The following is a 14898-nucleotide window of genomic DNA, read 5'->3' as shown; positions in this document are numbered from 1 at the left end:
TTATTCCCCAGTCCGCAATCACAGTGCTGCGGCATCATTCGCCAATTTCATCTTTCGGGGTTACGGGTGTCGTTCATCAAGAAGCTTGTTGCTTTTGTCGTTCTGCTTGCTGGGTGCGGATATGTAGCCGTTGCATGGAATGAACATGCGGCATTCGAAAAAACCGGGGAAAGCCTGATCCGCCAACTGGGCTCACAAATCGTTACCGATCTTGGGCGGATGAACAGCCAATGCAGAGCCGTGGCCAGGATCGACTCCATCGCCATCGAGGCGGACGGGCTATTCGGGAAGAAGGGCTCGGCAGTGCTGTACATTTCCGGGAAGAACGACAGCGGTATTGCCATTGAATACGGTATGAAAACCGTGGGCGACAAGGTTTGGGTCCAACCTGTGAATCAAGTTTCCGCGCAGTTGTCAGTCATGCAATTTGGCTTGAAAAGCTGCAGCTAGAAAAGCGCATCAGGTGGCGATGAGGTATGCCGCCAGGCGCGGCGCTCGATCTCATAGGCGCTAAAGGAATGGAGGCAGGCACCTGCCAGCCCTGACACTCCCTCACATCTTGTTACGCCCTGTGGCTAATAAAATCAGATTTAGCCCCTTCCTTGTAGGACCTTTCCCAAAGATACTGCCGACGCCTGTTTTTCGTTGCATACGCTAATAGTGGACTCTAGTCTCGGGACGTCGTTGTCATGCAACGACCGGGTTTAGCCGCCCGATATCGTCGGACACCACAGCCATGCAATACCGAGTAATCGGCATTAGCGCCTTTATGGCGGCTGTGCGCGGGGCACCTTCGGGTGCGCCGGGTGCCTGACGTCCCGGTCGGCTAACCCGCGTACAGCTGCCACCTATTCGTTTAGCCGCGGTTGGTGGTTGCTCCATTACGACAGGAGCCACACCATGCTGAAGATCGTTCCCGATCCGCCCCACAATCTCCACTCCCTCGAAGACACGCTGATGATGGCCGCGGACTACGCGCTTTGCGCGGAAGTAGTCGCCCAGCAGGCAATGCTGATGCAGCCCAAGTCTCCCGTGTCGCTGTTGATCATGACGTCAATGCACGAACTCGAGACCCTGCGCAAATTGCTCGAATCGGCGCTGGTTCAAATCCAGAAACCAGCCGACCCGCAGACGCTGCATTAATACGCATCATGATCCTGCCTGGACTGACGGGTTCTCTTCAGGTCCCCAGCTTGCGAGCGATCGGGCCAGCCCAGGCAGCTACAACCTCAGGGAGATCAACCAATGGCCACAGAAGAAACCAAGTTCACAGTAGGCAAAACCACCTTCTTCCAAGGTGATAACCAGACCCATCCCCTCTTCCGCATCGAACCCGGCATCCCCTGCCAAAGCGCCCGCGAACAAGCCTCTGAACTGATGGGCTACGTCCGCGACCTGACCATCGACGGCCTGATGGAAGACAAACCCCAGCTGCTCTGGGCCTCGCACTACCTCAGCGCCCTGGCCAAGGCCCTGCTCGATGATGCCGAACTGGGCATGATGAAAGACTAAAGTCGTGCCACCCGACCCTGTGGGAGCCGCGCTTGCCGGCGGATTTTCTGCTGCAACTTTGTGCAGCTCCATAAGGGTCAGAGCTCGCAGATCACGGACACTGATGGGGCCTTTGCTGTCAATCACCTTGGCTAAGTCAGCCGGGGTAATCAACGAATAATCCAGAGCCCGTGCATCGCGGCGATAGACCTCGAGGTCATGCCTGAGCAGCAGCTCCCAAGCTGTTCCCTCCGCAGCGGCAACCAGCGATTTGAGGACACTTTCCGCCAGTCTCTCACCCGACAGCCTGATCGACTTCATCACCTTTGCGGTGTCGACCCTAATACGATCGTAGTGCCCTTCCATTGAAGGCGATCGGGCGATGAAAAACTGCATCAAGAGGGTGCTGATGCTGATCGTAGTAGAAGGCTCGGTACTGAAGCCTTTAAGAGGGTAGTCGTCGACGATCAAACGGTGGATCGTATGGTCATCGGCCACCTCCAATGCTCGGGTGAAGTCATCACTGAACAAGCCCGGCTCAATGCAAACACCGAAGTATGCCCACTGAAGTCGATCCGAGATGATGGTGGATAGAGCCTACCCTCATGGGCCAGCTCGGCCACGCGTAGGGCGCTGAGGGTGGTTTCCTTGGCGGGTTTGACCACGATCGAGCAACCGGCAGCCAGCGACGGGGCGATCTTCCAGGCCAGCATCAGCAGCGGGAAGTTCCAAGGCAGCACCAGGCCGACCACGCCGATGGCTTCGCGCACGACTATGGTCACAGCAGCGTGCAGCCTGACTCGCATGGAATGGGGCTTGGCCTACGTGCGGGCTTGGTTATCGTCACCGTGGCTCTATTGCTCGACCGGCTATCAAGAGGGCTGCTTAGCTGTCGGACCGGAACACAACTACACTAAGCCCTGGAAAAATGGCGCGCCGTTTTGGCCTGCCACGACTCCATGACAAAAGAGAAATATCCGTTGCATCCGACTCGTCGCTTCAGCAATGCCCTAAAATAGCCTTCACCACTGCTCGCCGACCCTGTGACGATTCAGCGTGTCGCTCCACCTATTGGGTTTGGGCTTGAAGTTCTGTCAAAGCTTTGCCTGCCTTGAAGCCAGCAGTCTCTGCAGTCTGTGCGTAGAGACTGTTCCCATGCGAATCAATGGCAACCACTGCCGGCCCCAGGCCGTTCACATTGATTCGAGAAAGCCGATAGTGCGTGACCATCTCCGGCCAGCCGACCTCGACAACCCGCTGAATCGCCCGGGACAGCAAGGTGCAGCCGCCACCCAGGAAAGACAGGTATACGCACCCGACCTTCCTCATTGCCTCGACGCTATGTTCATCCAGGCCACCTTTGCCGCCGACCACCCGAAGGCCGAAACCCTCGATCAAGGTTGGCATATACGGGTTGAACCGGGTGCTGGTCGTGGGGTTGATGTAGAGCATCTCGAAACGCTCGCCCTCCCCTTGGCTGTATCCCCCAAGATGAAAAAGCGCTTGGCCGCGCAACTCGACAGGGGGGGCCTCGCCGCTTTCCAGGCAGTGCATCAACCGCTGGTGCGTGGGCAGGCCGGCGGTGATCACCACGTCGCCGTCAACCACCACCAGGTCACCGGCACGAAGGGAACGGATAGCGTGTTCATCAAATGGCGCTTGAAGCCGCTTCATAGGGCGTTCCTCACTCGAAATAATCGACGCGGCCGTCCGGGTGGATCCGGGCGGAACGACGTCGGTTGATCCAGCAGTTGAAGCACACGGCCACCGGCGTGAAACCATGGCCGGACGCGTAATCCACGTGCACCGCCATGGCCGTGCTATCGCCCCCGGTGCCCATGGGGCCGAACCCCGTGGCATTGACGGCTTGGCGCAAGCGTTCTTCCATGTCCGCCAGCACTGGCTCGGGGTTGGATGTTCCGATCTGGCGCAGCATGGCCTGCTTGGCCAGTTTCGCGGCGTAGTCGAAGGTGCCGCCAATCCCGACACCGATCACCACCGGAGGACAGTGCTGAGGGCCAGCCTTGAGGACCACTTCCATGACATACCGCTCGATGTCTTCGAGGCTTGGAAAGGTGAAGATTTCCAGTGCTGCCCAGCGCCCGGAGCCCAGAGCCTTGGGTGAACAGGTGATCTCGACGTAATCAGCGTCATCGATCAGTTCGAAGGTGGTGATGGGCATGTCCTTGCCCGCGTAGCCACGCTCAAGGGTCAGCGGGTTGGTCACATGGGCCAGCATGGGTGGCTGGATGGTGGCGACGAGGTCGCTGAAACCATCGGTGATGGCCTGCTTCACCGGCCCATCGAAATTGACCTTGGTGCCAACCTTGACGAAATACACCGGCACGCCCGAGTCGGAACAGACAAAATGGTTTTCCTCTTCCGCCGCGCGAGCGCTGGCGATCATGATGTCCAAGGTCTGGCTTGCGGTCTGGTTGCGCTCCACGGCCTTCGCCTGGGCAAGTGCCCGCTTGGTGTCTTCAGGGATTTTCTTCAGCGAGCGCTCATAGAGTTCGGCAGTCACTTGGCGTAGCAAGTCCGACGAGATGGTACCCATTACAGGCTCCTCAGCATTTTTCTTGTAAGAAGCCAGGCAAGCCTGGCTTGAGGTGTTGCGTCAAACGCGTTCGAAAGCCAGCGCCAAGCCCTGGCCGACCCCAACGCACATCGTTGCCAGGCCGCGCCGGCCGCCCTGCTTTTCCAGGGCGTGAATGGCGGTCATCACCAACCGTGCACCGCTCATGCCCAAGGGGTGACCGAGGGCGATGGCACCGCCATGCGGGTTCAGGTGCAGGGCGTCGTCGGCGATGTTCAATGCCCTGGCCACGGCCAGGCTCTGGCTGGCGAACGCCTCGTTGAGCTCAATGACATCAAAGTCGCCAATGTTCAGTTCAAGCCGGGCCAGCAGTTTCTGCACGGCTGGCAGAGGCCCGATACCCATGACCCGTGGCGCCACCCCCGCGCTGGCCATGCCCAGCACCCGGGCACGTGGGGTGAGGCCATGGCGCTCGACCGCCGCTGCGCTGGCAAGGAACATGGCGGCTGCACCATCGTTCACACCCGAAGCATTGCCTGCGGTTACGGTGTTGCCCGCACCGTTCACCGGTTTCAACGCCGAAAGTGCCTGCAGGGTGGTTTCCGGGCGCAGGTGCTCGTCCTGGTCGACGATCCGTTCGCCCTTGCGCTCACGCACGACCACAGGAACGATTTCTTCAGCGAAGAAACCACTGCGCTGCGCCTGCGCCGCGCGGGCCTGGCTACGGTTGGAAAAGGCATCCTGGTCTGCACGGGAAATACCGTATTGCGCGGCAACGTTGTCCGCGGTCTGCGGCATGCTGTCGACGCCATACTGCTCGGCCATCGCCGGGTTGACGAAGCGCCAGCCGATGGTGGTGTCCTCGATGCTCAGCGCACGGGAATACGCCGCCTCAGCCTTGCCCATTACAAACGGTGCCCTGGACATCGACTCAACGCCACCGGCAATGGCCAAGGCCATTTCGCCGCAGGCAATTGCCCGGTAGGCCGTACCCACTGCGTCCAGCCCCGAGGCGCACAGGCGGTTCAAGGTCACCCCGGGCACAGATGCCGGCAACCCGGCCAGCAGCGCGGCCATGCGCGCCACATTGCGGTTGTCCTCACCCGCCTGGTTGGCACAGCCCAGGAACACTTCCTCGATGGCCGTCAGGTCGACCCCAGGGTTGCGGGCGATCAACGCCTTGAGTGGAACAGCGGCCAGGTCATCCGCCCGCACGCCCGCCAGGGCCCCAGCAAAACGCCCGATTGGCGTACGGACGGCATCGCATATGAAAACATCACGCATGTGCATCGTTCCTGTGCAGATCCTGAAGCGGATCAGTTGGCTTTGACGACGGGCTTGCCGGCTTCAGCCGGGGTGCCCAGCAGGATCATCGCGGCGCCGGTCAGCATCAGCACGCCATAGGCGGCCTGGGATGCGGCCATGCTGCCGGTCAGATCGATCAGTGCACCCACCAGCGCCGGCATGAACACGTTACCGACACCGGCCAGCGTGGTGACCAGGGCGATGCTGCCCGCTACTGCCTTGCCGGTCAGCAGGCTGCCGGGCAATGTCCAGAACGGACCGGTCGCACCCAGAACCGATGCGGTGGCGACGATCAGCAGAATCACCGAGACAGTGGTGCTGGGTTGCAGAATGGCCAGGGTCAACCAGCCAAGCGCCGAAATGCTCAAGCAGATCGCCACATGCCAGCGGCGCTCCATGACCTTGTCCGAATGCTTGCCCACCAGGTACTGCGCGATCACACCCACCATGAACGGCAGTGCCGACAGCAGGCCGACATGGAACAGGTCGGTGATGCCCGTTTTGCGAATGATGGTCGGCACCCAGAATGCAGCCGCCACTGCGCCACTGAAAACCGCCAGTGCGGTGAACGCCAGCACATACACACGTTTGTCCTTGAACGCGCCCCAGAGGGAATGGTGTTCGTTGGCATTGCTGGTGTCATCTGCCGCCAACTCGTCGAGGATGACCTGGCGCTCCTGCTCGGACAGCCACTTGGCTTCCTTGGGCGAGTTGTCCAGCAACAGGTAGGTGGCAACGCCCATCACGCAGGCCGGCAGGCCGGCGACCAGGAACAGGATCTGCCAACCCTTCAGGCCGAACAAACCGTCCAGGTGCTGCATGATGCCGCCCGCCAGTGGCCCGCCGATCATGCCGGAAATAGGGATCGCAGCCATGAACATCGCCGTTACGCTGGCTCGGCGGTTACGCGGCACCCACAGCGTGAGGAACAGCAACACCCCCGGGAAGAAGCCCGCTTCGGCCACACCCAGCGCAAAGCGCAGGATGTAGAACATGGTTTCGCTTTGCATCATGGAGAACGCCGCACAGGCGATACCCCACATGATCATGATGCGCAGCACCGTCTTGCGAAAACCGATGCGCTGCAGCATCAGGTTGCTAGGGATCTCGAACAGGATATAGCCGACGAAGAAAATGCCGGCGCCGATGCCGTACACCATTTCGCCGAAACCAAGGTCAGTCATGAAGCCGAGCTTGGCGAAGCCGATGACGTTGCGGTCAATCAGTGCCAAGACGTAGCAGATCATGAGCAGTGGCAGGATCTTCCATTTCACACGGGCGAACGTCCGCTGGGCGAACTGTTCGTCGGTGTAAGCCTGGACGGCATCTGCACTTTCGCGCGCTGTGATCATTGTGGGTTGCCCTGTTGTTGTTATCGGTTTTGCCGTCACATGAGCGTGCCGCTCAGTGTACGGCTATCAGCCAAGCCCTGGGCGCTTGCTGTGGTCCCATGAGACCGCTGCACGACCTAAAAGTCAATAGGTCATTTTTATAGCCTATTGACTTTTAGGTCGTCCTCGCCGGTAATTGTGGTGGGCTGACGCGATGCCAGCCGATAGAAACGCCCCCACATAGGACAGGTAACAATGACAACAAACCTGAACCGGCAACTGCTGACGCTGACCACACTTACCCTCGCCGTGTCGTCAGGCGTACAAGCCGCTTTTCTCGATGACAGCAAGACCTCGGTGGACTCCAGAACCTTCTATTTCCAGAACGATTACCGCGATGGCAGCGGCCAGAACCGCGTCGAAGAAAGTGCCCAGGGCCTGACCTTTCGCTTCCAGTCTGGCTACACCGAAGGCGACATTGGCCTGGGCCTGGATGCAGCACTGATGTACGGTTTCAAGCTCGACTCAGGTCCGCAGCGAAGCGGCTCTGGCCTGCTGCCGCGTAACGCCGAAAGCCGCCCGGGTGGCCCCAGCTATGCCCGCGAGTCACAGGACGAATACAGCAAACTGGCCCTCACCGCGAAGCTGAGGCTCTACCAGGACACGCAAGTGCTGGTCGGCACCATCAACCCGAGCCTGGGTGTATTGCAGCCAAGCACCACCCGGCTGTTCCCTCAGGACTTCCGCGGCACCCAGGTCACCAACACCTCGATCAGCGGGCTGACCCTGCGCGCCGGCAGGCTCGACCGCGCCCGCCACCGGGACTCCACCGATTACCAGGGCATCGGTATCGCCTACGCAAACGGGCAATACCCACGCACCGACAACCGCGACTTCAAATACGCCGCAGCGGACTACGCGTTGGGCAAGGATGTGGTGCTCAGTTACAACATCGGTGAGCTGGAAGACGTCTACCGCCAACACTTCGTCGGCATCAAAGGCAAGTTGCCGGCGGGGCCGGGGCGCCTGGTCAGCGACATCAGGCTGTTCGCTTCCCAGGAAGCTGGCGCTGGCGACGCCGGCACTATCGACAACCGGGTGTACAGCGGGCTGTTCGGCTACGAGTGGAACGGCCACACGCTGCAGGCGGGCTACCAGAAGGTCGATGGCAAAGGCGCATACCCGCAGCTGGAAAATACAGCCACCTACCTGCACACCGAAATGATGTTGACCAACTTCGCCAAGCAGAACCAGGCTTCATGGCTGGCGCGCTATGACTACAACTTCGCGGCTGCCGGCCTTCCCGGGCTGATGCTGACCGTGCGCTATGTGAAAAGTGACAACGCCCAGGTCGTCGGGGTGCAGCAGGATGGCCGCGAGCGGGAACTGGATACCGACATCGGCTACGTGGTGCAAAGCGGCACGTTCAAGGACCTCGCCGTGCGCTGGCGCCATGGCGTGCTGCGCAGCAATTACCAGCGCAACAGCGACCAGGACCGCCTGATCGTCGACTACAGCTTCAAGTTCTGATCCAGCTCATTCCACCCTCCCCCACGCCGGCCACGCTCTGGCGGGTGGGGTGCAGGGGCTTCTCCCCAACCGGAAGGTGTTCAATGAAACTGTCAAAATTAGTCGCCCCTCTGAGTGTCTTGTGCGCAATCGCGCTCGCCCCGGCCGCCTGGTCGCAGGGCAACATCGCCCACCGTACTATCCAGCATGCCGACGCCACCATCGCCTACTCGGTACAGGGCCAGGGGCCGCTGGTGATGATCCTGGCCTCCACTGGCCGCGGTAGCGCCGAATTCGCCCCATTGGCCGAGCAACTGGTGCGCCGCGGCTATCGCGTGGTCTTGCCCGAACCCAGGGGTGTGGCAGGCAGTAAAGGGCCGATGAAAAACGTGACGTTCCACGATTTCGGCGACGACTTCGCCAACGTGATCGCCGCCGAAGGCGGCCCGGCAATCGTTGCCGGGCATGCGTACGGCCAGTGGATCGCCAAGACCATCGCCAGCGACCACCCACAGGCTGTGCGCGGGATCGTGCTGCTTGCCGGTGGCGCACGCCAGTGGCCCAGCGAGCTGTCTGATGCCATCACCCGGATCAACGCCGAGCAAACCCCCGAGGATGAAAAACTCGCCGCGTTGCGCCTGGCCTTCTTCGCCGAAGGCAATGATCCGCGCCCCTGGCTGACCGGGTGGCACCCGCAGGTCACCCAAAGCCAGCGTGAGGCACGTGCCAATACCCCCAAGGAAAGCTACTGGGCAGGCGGCAGCGCCCCGATCCTGGACTTGCAGGCTGGCGCCGACCCCTTCCGGCCCGAGCGCTCGCGCATGGAAACCAAGGAGGAGTTCGGCGACCGGGTGACGATCAAGGTCATCCCACATGCAAGCCATGCGCTGCCGGCGGAGAAGCCTTTGGAAACCGCCGACGCCATTGCCGATTGGGCTGATGGCTTACCTCGGTAAGCGTGACGAAAAAAGGGAGATCATCACTGATCTCCCTTTGCGCCCCCCGCCTGATCAGCGCCCAACGAACACCGGGGCGCGCTTCTCCACTACAGCCCGGGTCGCTTCGCGGGCATCCTCGGTCGCCATCAGCCGGGTGCTGTAGCCCTGCTCGACCTGATAGCCGTCTTCTACCTGCATGAACTCGATCTCGTTGAGCGACGCCTTGCCCATGCGCAAGCCCAGCGGGCTCTTGCTCGCGATCAGCCGGGCCAGCTCCTGGGCCCGCGACATCAGGGCCTCAGGCGCCAGAACCTCCTCGACCAGGCCAATGCGCAGCGCCTCTGCGGCGTCGATCGGCAGCCCGGTGAAGAACATCTTGCGCAGGTTGCCCTGCCCGATCAAACGCCCAAGGTGCGCGCCGCCGCCACAACGGCCGACGTTGATTTCCGGCATGCTGAACTTTGCCCGTTCGCTGGCGAGGCGAATATCGCAGACTGCCGCCAGTACCGTTCCGGCGCCCAACGCAGGGCCGTTCACCGCTGCGATCACCGGTACGGCGCACTGGCGTACCGCCGCGAAACATTGCCGCACGACTGCCGCACGCGCAGGGTCTTCATCGACGGTCGCGGCAAGGAACTCGTGCAGGTCCAGGCCAGCACAGAAGGCCCGATCACCGGCAGCGGTGAAAATCACGCAGTTGACCGCCGGGTCGCTCCCCAGCCGGGTGAACAGTTCGCCGATAGCCTGGTAGTGGGCCAAGGTGATTGCGTTCACCGGTGCACGGTCCAGCGTGACTACCGCCACGCCCTCGTTGATCTCAAGCTTCAAATCTTGCATCACGCGCTTTCCTTACTGTCGAAACCGAAAAGGTGGGCAGGGTTGTCCACCAGGATCTGACGAATGATCGCTTCGTCCCCTACCCAGTTCATGAACACGTCCAGCAACTGGCCGACGTCCGGCGATTGTTCGGCCATGCGCACAAAAGGCCAGTCAGACCCCCACAGCAGCCTGTCAGGCCGCTTGTTTACCAGGGCCTGGTGGAATGGCTGCAGCTCGGCGTATGCAGGTGCCTGCCGGGACACCCGGCAAAGCGACAGCTTGGCCCACACCTGGCCGCTGTCGAGCAGGGCCAGAAACTGCTGGAACGCCGCGCCTTCCACGCCGGCCGCCACATCGAATTGCCCCATGTGGTCGAACACGATCGGCATGTCGAGATGCCTGACCGTTTCGAAGACACGCGGGCAGTCCTGGGCCTTGGCCCAGATGTGCGCGTGCCAGCCCCGTTGGCGCATGCGTGGCGCCAATTGGCACAGGGTATCTACGCCTATGCTGCCGGCGTAACGCTTGCCGCTGCTGGGGTCGAGCATCTCGATAAAGCGCAACCCGCGTACCCCCGCCTGATGCAAGGTGTCGAGGCTGGCGTCGCTGATGCTTGCATCGGCAACGGCGATGCCCCGTGCCCGGCCGGCCAGCTCACCCAGGGCATTGACCAGGGCGCGGGTATCGGTGCCGTAAGGTGCCGGCTGCACCAGCACGCCCCGGTCCAGGCCGACGCTGTCCAGCATCTGGCGATAGACCTTGGGCGCCGCCAATGGAATCGCATAGGTGGCCGGGCCGGTGGCAAAGGTGTCGAGCGGGCCGAAGACGTGGCTGTGCACGTCACAGGCACCCGCCGGCACGCTTCGAGCGGTGTGCGCCGGCATGCGCGGTTCAATGGTGTCCATCAACGCTCCCCCATCGCAGGGTGTGCGCCAGCCTGGAAAACCGCCGGCGCCGGCTCTGTCAAACGCGGTAAGCCGCACTGGGCATCGGTTGCCACTTGCAGGGGCGCCTTGACCTCATCGGGCAGCGGAATACGGTGCACGTTCAGGGTCATGGCAACCAGCGTGTAGTAGCCGATCACCGAAGACAATTCGACCACGCCCACCGTGCCCCAGCGCGCATGAATGCGCTCGTACACGTCTTCCTGAACATCGCCATGCAGCTGCATCTGCCGGGCGAAGGTATAAATGTCCCAGGCCTCCGAGTCGTCGAACACCGGCGCCTCCCCTGCTGCAATGGCGTCGATGATCGTGCTCTGCAACCCGGCCTTGGCTGCGTCGTCGGCGTGAATATGCCATTCAAGCTGGCCATTCCAGCGCCGCGCAGTGACCAGGATCGCCAGTTCACTCAAGCGTTTGGGCAACACCGTGTCGTAACGCAGTACTTCGCCCAGGCGCTGCCAGCGGTCAGCCAGCACCGGGTTATGCATGGCGGCCCGCAAAGGGCCCACAAGGCGCCCGCGGGGGCCACGGACAACGGCTTCATACACTTCAGCCTGCGCCTGGGACATGGTGCGGGCATCGAACAGCGGAATTCTGGCCATGACTCACTCCTGCGAGGCGGCGGTTGAAACAGGGATCGTGATGCCAAGCTCACGCAACACCTCAGCCGTGTGCTGGCCCAACAGCGGCGGTGCACGGTTGAAATCCAGGCTGGCATTGCGCATGCGAATCGGGCTTACCACTTGCGGTACCACGCCGGCCAGTGGGTGGGGCAGCTGGCGCAGCATTTCTCGGGCCTGAACCTGCTCGTCGGCGAACACCATGGGCACCGTGTTGATCGGCCCGCACGGCACTTTGGCGGCTTCCAGCGCGCTCAGCCATTCCTGCAGCGGGCGTTCGGCAAGCCGCTCGGCGATAAGGCGCAGCAAGGACGGCAGGTTGTCGACCCGGGCCTGGTTGGTGGCATACAGGGGGTCGTCGGCCAGTGCTGGCGCTGCAATCACTTCGCAGAAACGCCGGAACTGACCGTCGTTGCCTACCGCCAGCACGATGTGGCCATCGGCGCACTTGAAAACATCTTGTGGCTGGATGTTCGGGTGGCGATTGCCAGCGCGCTGCGGGGTCTTGCCCGATACCAGGTGGTTCATGGCCTGGTTCGCCAGCACCGCCGTCTGCACATCCAGCATGGCCAGGTCGATGTACTCGCCCTCACCGGTGCGCTCGCGGTGCGCCAGTGCAGCCAGCACCGCCACGGTGGCATACATGCCGGTCATGATGTCGACGATCGGGATACCGACCTTCTGTGGCCCACCGCCCGGCAGGTCGTCCCGCTCCCCGGTCACGCTCATCAAGCCGCCCATGGCCTGGATCATGAAATCGTAGGCGGCGTTGTCACGCTTGGGTCCGGTTTGCCCGAACCCGGTAATGGAGCAGTAGATGATATCCGGCTTTACCGCCTTGAGATCGTCGTAACCCAGCCCGTAGCGGCTCAAGGTACCGACCTTGAAGTTCTCCAGGACTATATCCGACGCGGCCGCCAGCTCCCTGACCACCTGCTGCCCGGCCGGGTCCGCCAGGTCGACGGTGACCGAGCGTTTGCCGCGGTTGACCGACAGGTAGTAGCCGGCTTCTTTCGTCGCGTTGCCTGCTTGGTCTTTGAGGAAGGGAGGCCCCCAGGTACGGGTGTCATCCCCGACCTCGGGGCGCTCGACTTTGATTACGTCAGCACCAAGGTCAGCCAGAACCTGTCCCGACCAGGGGCCTGCCATGATCCGGCTCAGATCGAGAACGCGGATATGTGAAAGTGGGCCTGCCATGTTATGGACTCCAGAGTTAGGTAGCGCTCGGCGCGTTGTCATCACGAATTGCGGTCGCGACCACGGCGGGGCGCGACTGGAACTGCTGATACCAGTGCGCCAGGGCCGGATGGCCAGGGCGCCAGGCAATGAATGACCAGCGAAAATCCAGCTGGCCAAGCGCACAACCGATGGCGATATGGCCTAGCCCGAAGGGTGCGGCTTCAAGCTCGGCAGCCTGGGCTTCCAGGGCGGCGAGCACGGCTTGGCATTTTGCGTTGAAGGCATTGAGAAAGGGGTCGTCGGCACAGTCGTGGGGCAAGCCACGGTCGATGTACCAGTTGCGCCACAGCAACAGCACATCGATGAATCCGTCGCCCAGCGCTTGCCAGGTCATGGCTTGCAGGTACCGGGCACGGTCGGCCGGGACCAGCCTGGTGCCATTGTGCAGGCCATCGAGAAAGTCACAGATGACACGCGAGTCGTAGAGCTTGCGGCCATCGGCCAGCACCAGCGTCGGAATCTTGTTCAGGGGGTTGTCGAGCATGACCTGCTCATTGAGCTGGTTCATGCCCACGACATTGCGCACGCAGGTGACGCGGTCGAGCAGACCCGTTTCGTGCAGTACGATCATCACCTTGCGTACGAACGGTGAGCGCGGCGACCAGTGCAGGGTCATCGCTTGGCTTGCCGGGTGGGGATTAGAGACAAAGGTCACTTTTGATCCTATGTGCTAACTTTATGACCTTTTCAGTATAGACCTATCTGAAAAGCGCTTGCCATCCCCCGTGCAATGATTTTTTCTCAGGCGTGCGCAGGCGCGCTCAACCGGCTGGATTCGCGCGCCTCGAAGCGCTGCTGCCATTGGGCAAGCTGGGGGTGGCTGGCATGCCACGGCACGTCGGCGAAGCGAACCGCCAGGTAGCCCAGGGCGCAGCCGATCGCGATATGGCCAATACCGTAGGCAACCGTATCCAGTTGCGCCACCTCATGCTCCAGCAATTGCAGGGTCGATGAGAGCTTGAGTGCGCTGGCGTGCAGGAAGTCCTGCTGCTGCTGGGCCTCGGGCCGCTCACGTTCATGTCGCCATGCAATCAGCGTGTCACACAAGCCATCGCCCAACGCCTGCCAGCGCAAGGCTTGCCAACGCCTGTCGGCCTGCTGCGGGTACAGCCCCGGGCCGTGCCCGAGGGTATCGAGGTATTCACAGATCACCACAGAATCGAACAACACCGAGCCGTTACCCAGCTCCAGTGTTGGAATGCGCATCAACGGGTTGATCGCCAGCAGCGCAGCATTGGGCACGTGCCGGGAGACCTTGGTGCGCACACAGCGCACCTGGCCTGCCAGCCGGTGTTCATGGATCACGCACATGACCTTGCGCACGAACGGCGACAGTGGCGACCAATGCAGCGTCATCCGGCCAGTCATACGCTGACCTTGACGTCGAGCCTGACCACGTCACCTCGGTATACCCCATCCCCGACGAACACCAACCGCCCCTGGTCATCGATGGCAGACCGGTAACAATAGGCAACCGGGGCATTGAGCGGAATCTCCAGCGCCTCTGCAGTCGCCAGGTCTGCCGTGCCAATGGTGATGGTCTGGTGCACTTCCTTCAGCGTCAGGCCGGGCAGGTCCTTGAGGATTCGCAAGGTCGTGTGGGTTTCAAGCAGTTTCGCCGGAATCTTGCGCACCAGCCGCGCATCGATGAATGCGTTACCGATGTAATACGGTTTGCCTTCGCGCAGGTGGCGGCGCCGCCAGCACCGGTACTCCGGTGCCATTTCACCGATCTTGTGCTGCACATTGACAGGCTGGGCCTTGACGTCGAAAGACAGCACCTCTGTCGTGACCCCTTCCGGTGACAGCAACAGCCCCGACCAGTCGGTGGGCACTTCACACCACATCTGCTCTTGTGGCTGCTGGATGACGAAGGTGCCCTTGGCACGGAAGCGCCGTATCAGCTTGTCCTCTTCGAGGATGTCCAGCGCTTGACGCACCGTTGCGCGAGCCACGCTGCACTCCGCGGCAAGGTCATCCACCGTGGGTATCTGCCCGCCTACCGGCCACAAGCCTTGCTCGATCCTGCGGCGGAACAACGTGGCCAGCTGGATGTAGCGGGCTACGCCACTGCGGCTGAAATCAATGCCTGACTTGCTGGCCAATGCATCTAGGTCTTTCATCAATTCGTCTCGTCTGTGAGCCCCGTGGGGCATGCCTTGATCG

The 14898-nt window shown here is 61.8% G+C and carries 16 protein-coding genes and 1 pseudogene; 5 read left to right on the top strand and 12 right to left on the bottom strand.

The features are described from left to right. Positions 1-66 precede the first annotated feature (66 nt). The 3 genes from ACTORR_RS25495 to ACTORR_RS25485 all read left to right on the top strand — a co-directional run bounded on the left by ACTORR_RS25495 (position 67) and on the right by ACTORR_RS25485 (position 1512). Entirely contained in the window at positions 67-450 is a 384-nt protein-coding gene (locus ACTORR_RS25495; protein ID WP_313364263.1) for a hypothetical protein, read from the top strand. A 450-nt stretch (positions 451-900) separates the two neighbouring features. Further along, on the top strand, positions 901-1143 hold the full coding sequence (locus tag ACTORR_RS25490) for a hypothetical protein (RefSeq protein WP_060513428.1): 243 nt from the start codon (positions 901-903) through the stop codon (positions 1141-1143). Between the two features lie 102 nt (positions 1144-1245). After that, complete coding sequence (locus ACTORR_RS25485; protein ID WP_313364264.1) at positions 1246-1512, top strand: DUF3077 domain-containing protein; 267 nt, start codon at positions 1246-1248, stop codon at positions 1510-1512. Between the two features lie 581 nt (positions 1513-2093). Here ACTORR_RS25485 and ACTORR_RS25480 read toward each other — a convergent pair. The 5 genes and pseudogenes from ACTORR_RS25480 to ACTORR_RS25460 all read right to left on the bottom strand — a co-directional run. Further along, a pseudogene (locus ACTORR_RS25480) lies at positions 2094-2279 on the bottom strand (aldehyde dehydrogenase family protein); the annotation flags it as partial. 280 nt (positions 2280-2559) lie between these two features. Beyond that, a complete protein-coding gene (locus tag ACTORR_RS25475) occupies positions 2560-3165 on the bottom strand; it encodes a fumarate hydratase C-terminal domain-containing protein (protein WP_313364265.1) in 606 nt (201 codons plus the stop codon). Between the two features lie 10 nt (positions 3166-3175). Continuing rightward, positions 3176-4048, bottom strand: a complete 873-nt coding sequence (locus ACTORR_RS25470) for a fumarate hydratase (protein ID WP_054911565.1) — start codon at positions 4046-4048, stop codon at positions 3176-3178. 60 nt (positions 4049-4108) lie between these two features. Then, positions 4109-5311, bottom strand: coding sequence for a 3-oxoadipyl-CoA thiolase (pcaF, locus tag ACTORR_RS25465; protein WP_313364266.1), 1203 nt, complete (start codon positions 5309-5311; stop codon positions 4109-4111). Between the two features lie 32 nt (positions 5312-5343). Further along, positions 5344-6684 carry an MFS transporter gene (locus tag ACTORR_RS25460; protein WP_441344014.1) on the bottom strand — a complete coding sequence of 447 codons (1341 nt, stop codon included), beginning with the start codon at positions 6682-6684 and terminating at the stop codon, positions 5344-5346. Between the two features lie 234 nt (positions 6685-6918). Here ACTORR_RS25460 and ACTORR_RS25455 point away from each other — a divergent pair, with 234 nt between their 5' ends. Together ACTORR_RS25455 and ACTORR_RS25450 are read left to right on the top strand one after the other, a co-directional pair. Continuing rightward, positions 6919-8193, top strand: coding sequence for an OprD family outer membrane porin (locus ACTORR_RS25455; protein WP_161892640.1), 1275 nt, complete (start codon positions 6919-6921; stop codon positions 8191-8193). A gap of 83 nt (positions 8194-8276) precedes the next feature. Then, positions 8277-9128 carry an alpha/beta fold hydrolase gene (locus ACTORR_RS25450; protein ID WP_054911569.1) on the top strand — a complete coding sequence of 284 codons (852 nt, stop codon included), beginning with the start codon at positions 8277-8279 and terminating at the stop codon, positions 9126-9128. A gap of 54 nt (positions 9129-9182) precedes the next feature. On the opposite strand, the gene ACTORR_RS25445 is transcribed toward ACTORR_RS25450, so the two are convergent. The 7 genes from ACTORR_RS25445 to ACTORR_RS25415 form a co-directional block, all read right to left on the bottom strand. After that, on the bottom strand, positions 9183-9947 hold the full coding sequence (locus tag ACTORR_RS25445; RefSeq protein ID WP_054911570.1) for an enoyl-CoA hydratase-related protein: 765 nt from the start codon (positions 9945-9947) through the stop codon (positions 9183-9185). After that, positions 9947-10834 carry an amidohydrolase family protein gene (locus ACTORR_RS25440; RefSeq protein WP_313364268.1) on the bottom strand — a complete coding sequence of 296 codons (888 nt, stop codon included), beginning with the start codon at positions 10832-10834 and terminating at the stop codon, positions 9947-9949. Before ACTORR_RS25440 ends, ACTORR_RS25445 begins: the two co-directional genes overlap by 1 nt. After that, entirely contained in the window at positions 10834-11475 is a 642-nt protein-coding gene (locus tag ACTORR_RS25435) for a carboxymuconolactone decarboxylase family protein (protein ID WP_313364269.1), read from the bottom strand. The genes ACTORR_RS25440 and ACTORR_RS25435 overlap by 1 nt, the downstream gene beginning before the upstream one ends. Positions 11476-11478: 3 nt before the next feature. Continuing rightward, positions 11479-12690, bottom strand: coding sequence for a CaiB/BaiF CoA transferase family protein (locus ACTORR_RS25430; RefSeq protein WP_313364270.1), 1212 nt, complete (start codon positions 12688-12690; stop codon positions 11479-11481). 16 nt (positions 12691-12706) lie between these two features. After that, complete coding sequence (locus ACTORR_RS25425; RefSeq protein ID WP_313364271.1) at positions 12707-13387, bottom strand: glutathione S-transferase family protein; 681 nt, start codon at positions 13385-13387, stop codon at positions 12707-12709. An 86-nt stretch (positions 13388-13473) separates the two neighbouring features. Beyond that, positions 13474-14100 carry a glutathione S-transferase family protein gene (locus ACTORR_RS25420; RefSeq protein WP_313364272.1) on the bottom strand — a complete coding sequence of 209 codons (627 nt, stop codon included), beginning with the start codon at positions 14098-14100 and terminating at the stop codon, positions 13474-13476. Next, on the bottom strand, positions 14097-14855 hold the full coding sequence (locus ACTORR_RS25415; RefSeq protein ID WP_082416100.1) for a GntR family transcriptional regulator: 759 nt from the start codon (positions 14853-14855) through the stop codon (positions 14097-14099). Before ACTORR_RS25415 ends, ACTORR_RS25420 begins: the two co-directional genes overlap by 4 nt. Between the last annotated feature and the right edge of the window lie 43 nt (positions 14856-14898).

Source organism: Pseudomonas sp. SAR267, assembly GCF_052077595.1.
Lineage (GTDB): Bacteria > Pseudomonadota > Gammaproteobacteria > Pseudomonadales > Pseudomonadaceae > Aquipseudomonas > Aquipseudomonas vlassakiae.
Note: the sequence above shows the minus strand (reverse complement) of the source record. Positions and strands in the feature narration are given on the sequence as shown.

Excerpts from the sequence above, each read along its gene's own strand:
- ACTORR_RS25420 (WP_313364272.1), bottom strand. The coding sequence starts at position 14,100 with ATGACTGGCCGGATGACGCTGCATTGGTCGCCACTGTCGCCGTTCGTG.
- ACTORR_RS25445 (WP_054911570.1), bottom strand. The coding sequence starts at position 9,947 with ATGCAAGATTTGAAGCTTGAGATCAACGAGGGCGTGGCGGTAGTCACG.
- ACTORR_RS25475 (WP_313364265.1), bottom strand. The coding sequence starts at position 3,165 with ATGAAGCGGCTTCAAGCGCCATTTGATGAACACGCTATCCGTTCCCTT.
- pcaF (WP_313364266.1), bottom strand. The coding sequence starts at position 5,311 with ATGCGTGATGTTTTCATATGCGATGCCGTCCGTACGCCAATCGGGCGT.
- ACTORR_RS25490 (WP_060513428.1), top strand. The coding sequence starts at position 901 with ATGCTGAAGATCGTTCCCGATCCGCCCCACAATCTCCACTCCCTCGAA.
- ACTORR_RS25470 (WP_054911565.1), bottom strand. The coding sequence starts at position 4,048 with ATGGGTACCATCTCGTCGGACTTGCTACGCCAAGTGACTGCCGAACTC.
- ACTORR_RS25440 (WP_313364268.1), bottom strand. The coding sequence starts at position 10,834 with ATGGACACCATTGAACCGCGCATGCCGGCGCACACCGCTCGAAGCGTG.
- ACTORR_RS25415 (WP_082416100.1), bottom strand. The coding sequence starts at position 14,855 with ATGAAAGACCTAGATGCATTGGCCAGCAAGTCAGGCATTGATTTCAGC.
- ACTORR_RS25430 (WP_313364270.1), bottom strand. The coding sequence starts at position 12,690 with ATGGCAGGCCCACTTTCACATATCCGCGTTCTCGATCTGAGCCGGATC.
- ACTORR_RS25460 (WP_441344014.1), bottom strand. The coding sequence starts at position 6,684 with ATGATCACAGCGCGCGAAAGTGCAGATGCCGTCCAGGCTTACACCGAC.
- ACTORR_RS25485 (WP_313364264.1), top strand. The coding sequence starts at position 1,246 with ATGGCCACAGAAGAAACCAAGTTCACAGTAGGCAAAACCACCTTCTTC.
- ACTORR_RS25435 (WP_313364269.1), bottom strand. The coding sequence starts at position 11,475 with ATGGCCAGAATTCCGCTGTTCGATGCCCGCACCATGTCCCAGGCGCAG.
- ACTORR_RS25450 (WP_054911569.1), top strand. The coding sequence starts at position 8,277 with ATGAAACTGTCAAAATTAGTCGCCCCTCTGAGTGTCTTGTGCGCAATC.
- ACTORR_RS25455 (WP_161892640.1), top strand. The coding sequence starts at position 6,919 with ATGACAACAAACCTGAACCGGCAACTGCTGACGCTGACCACACTTACC.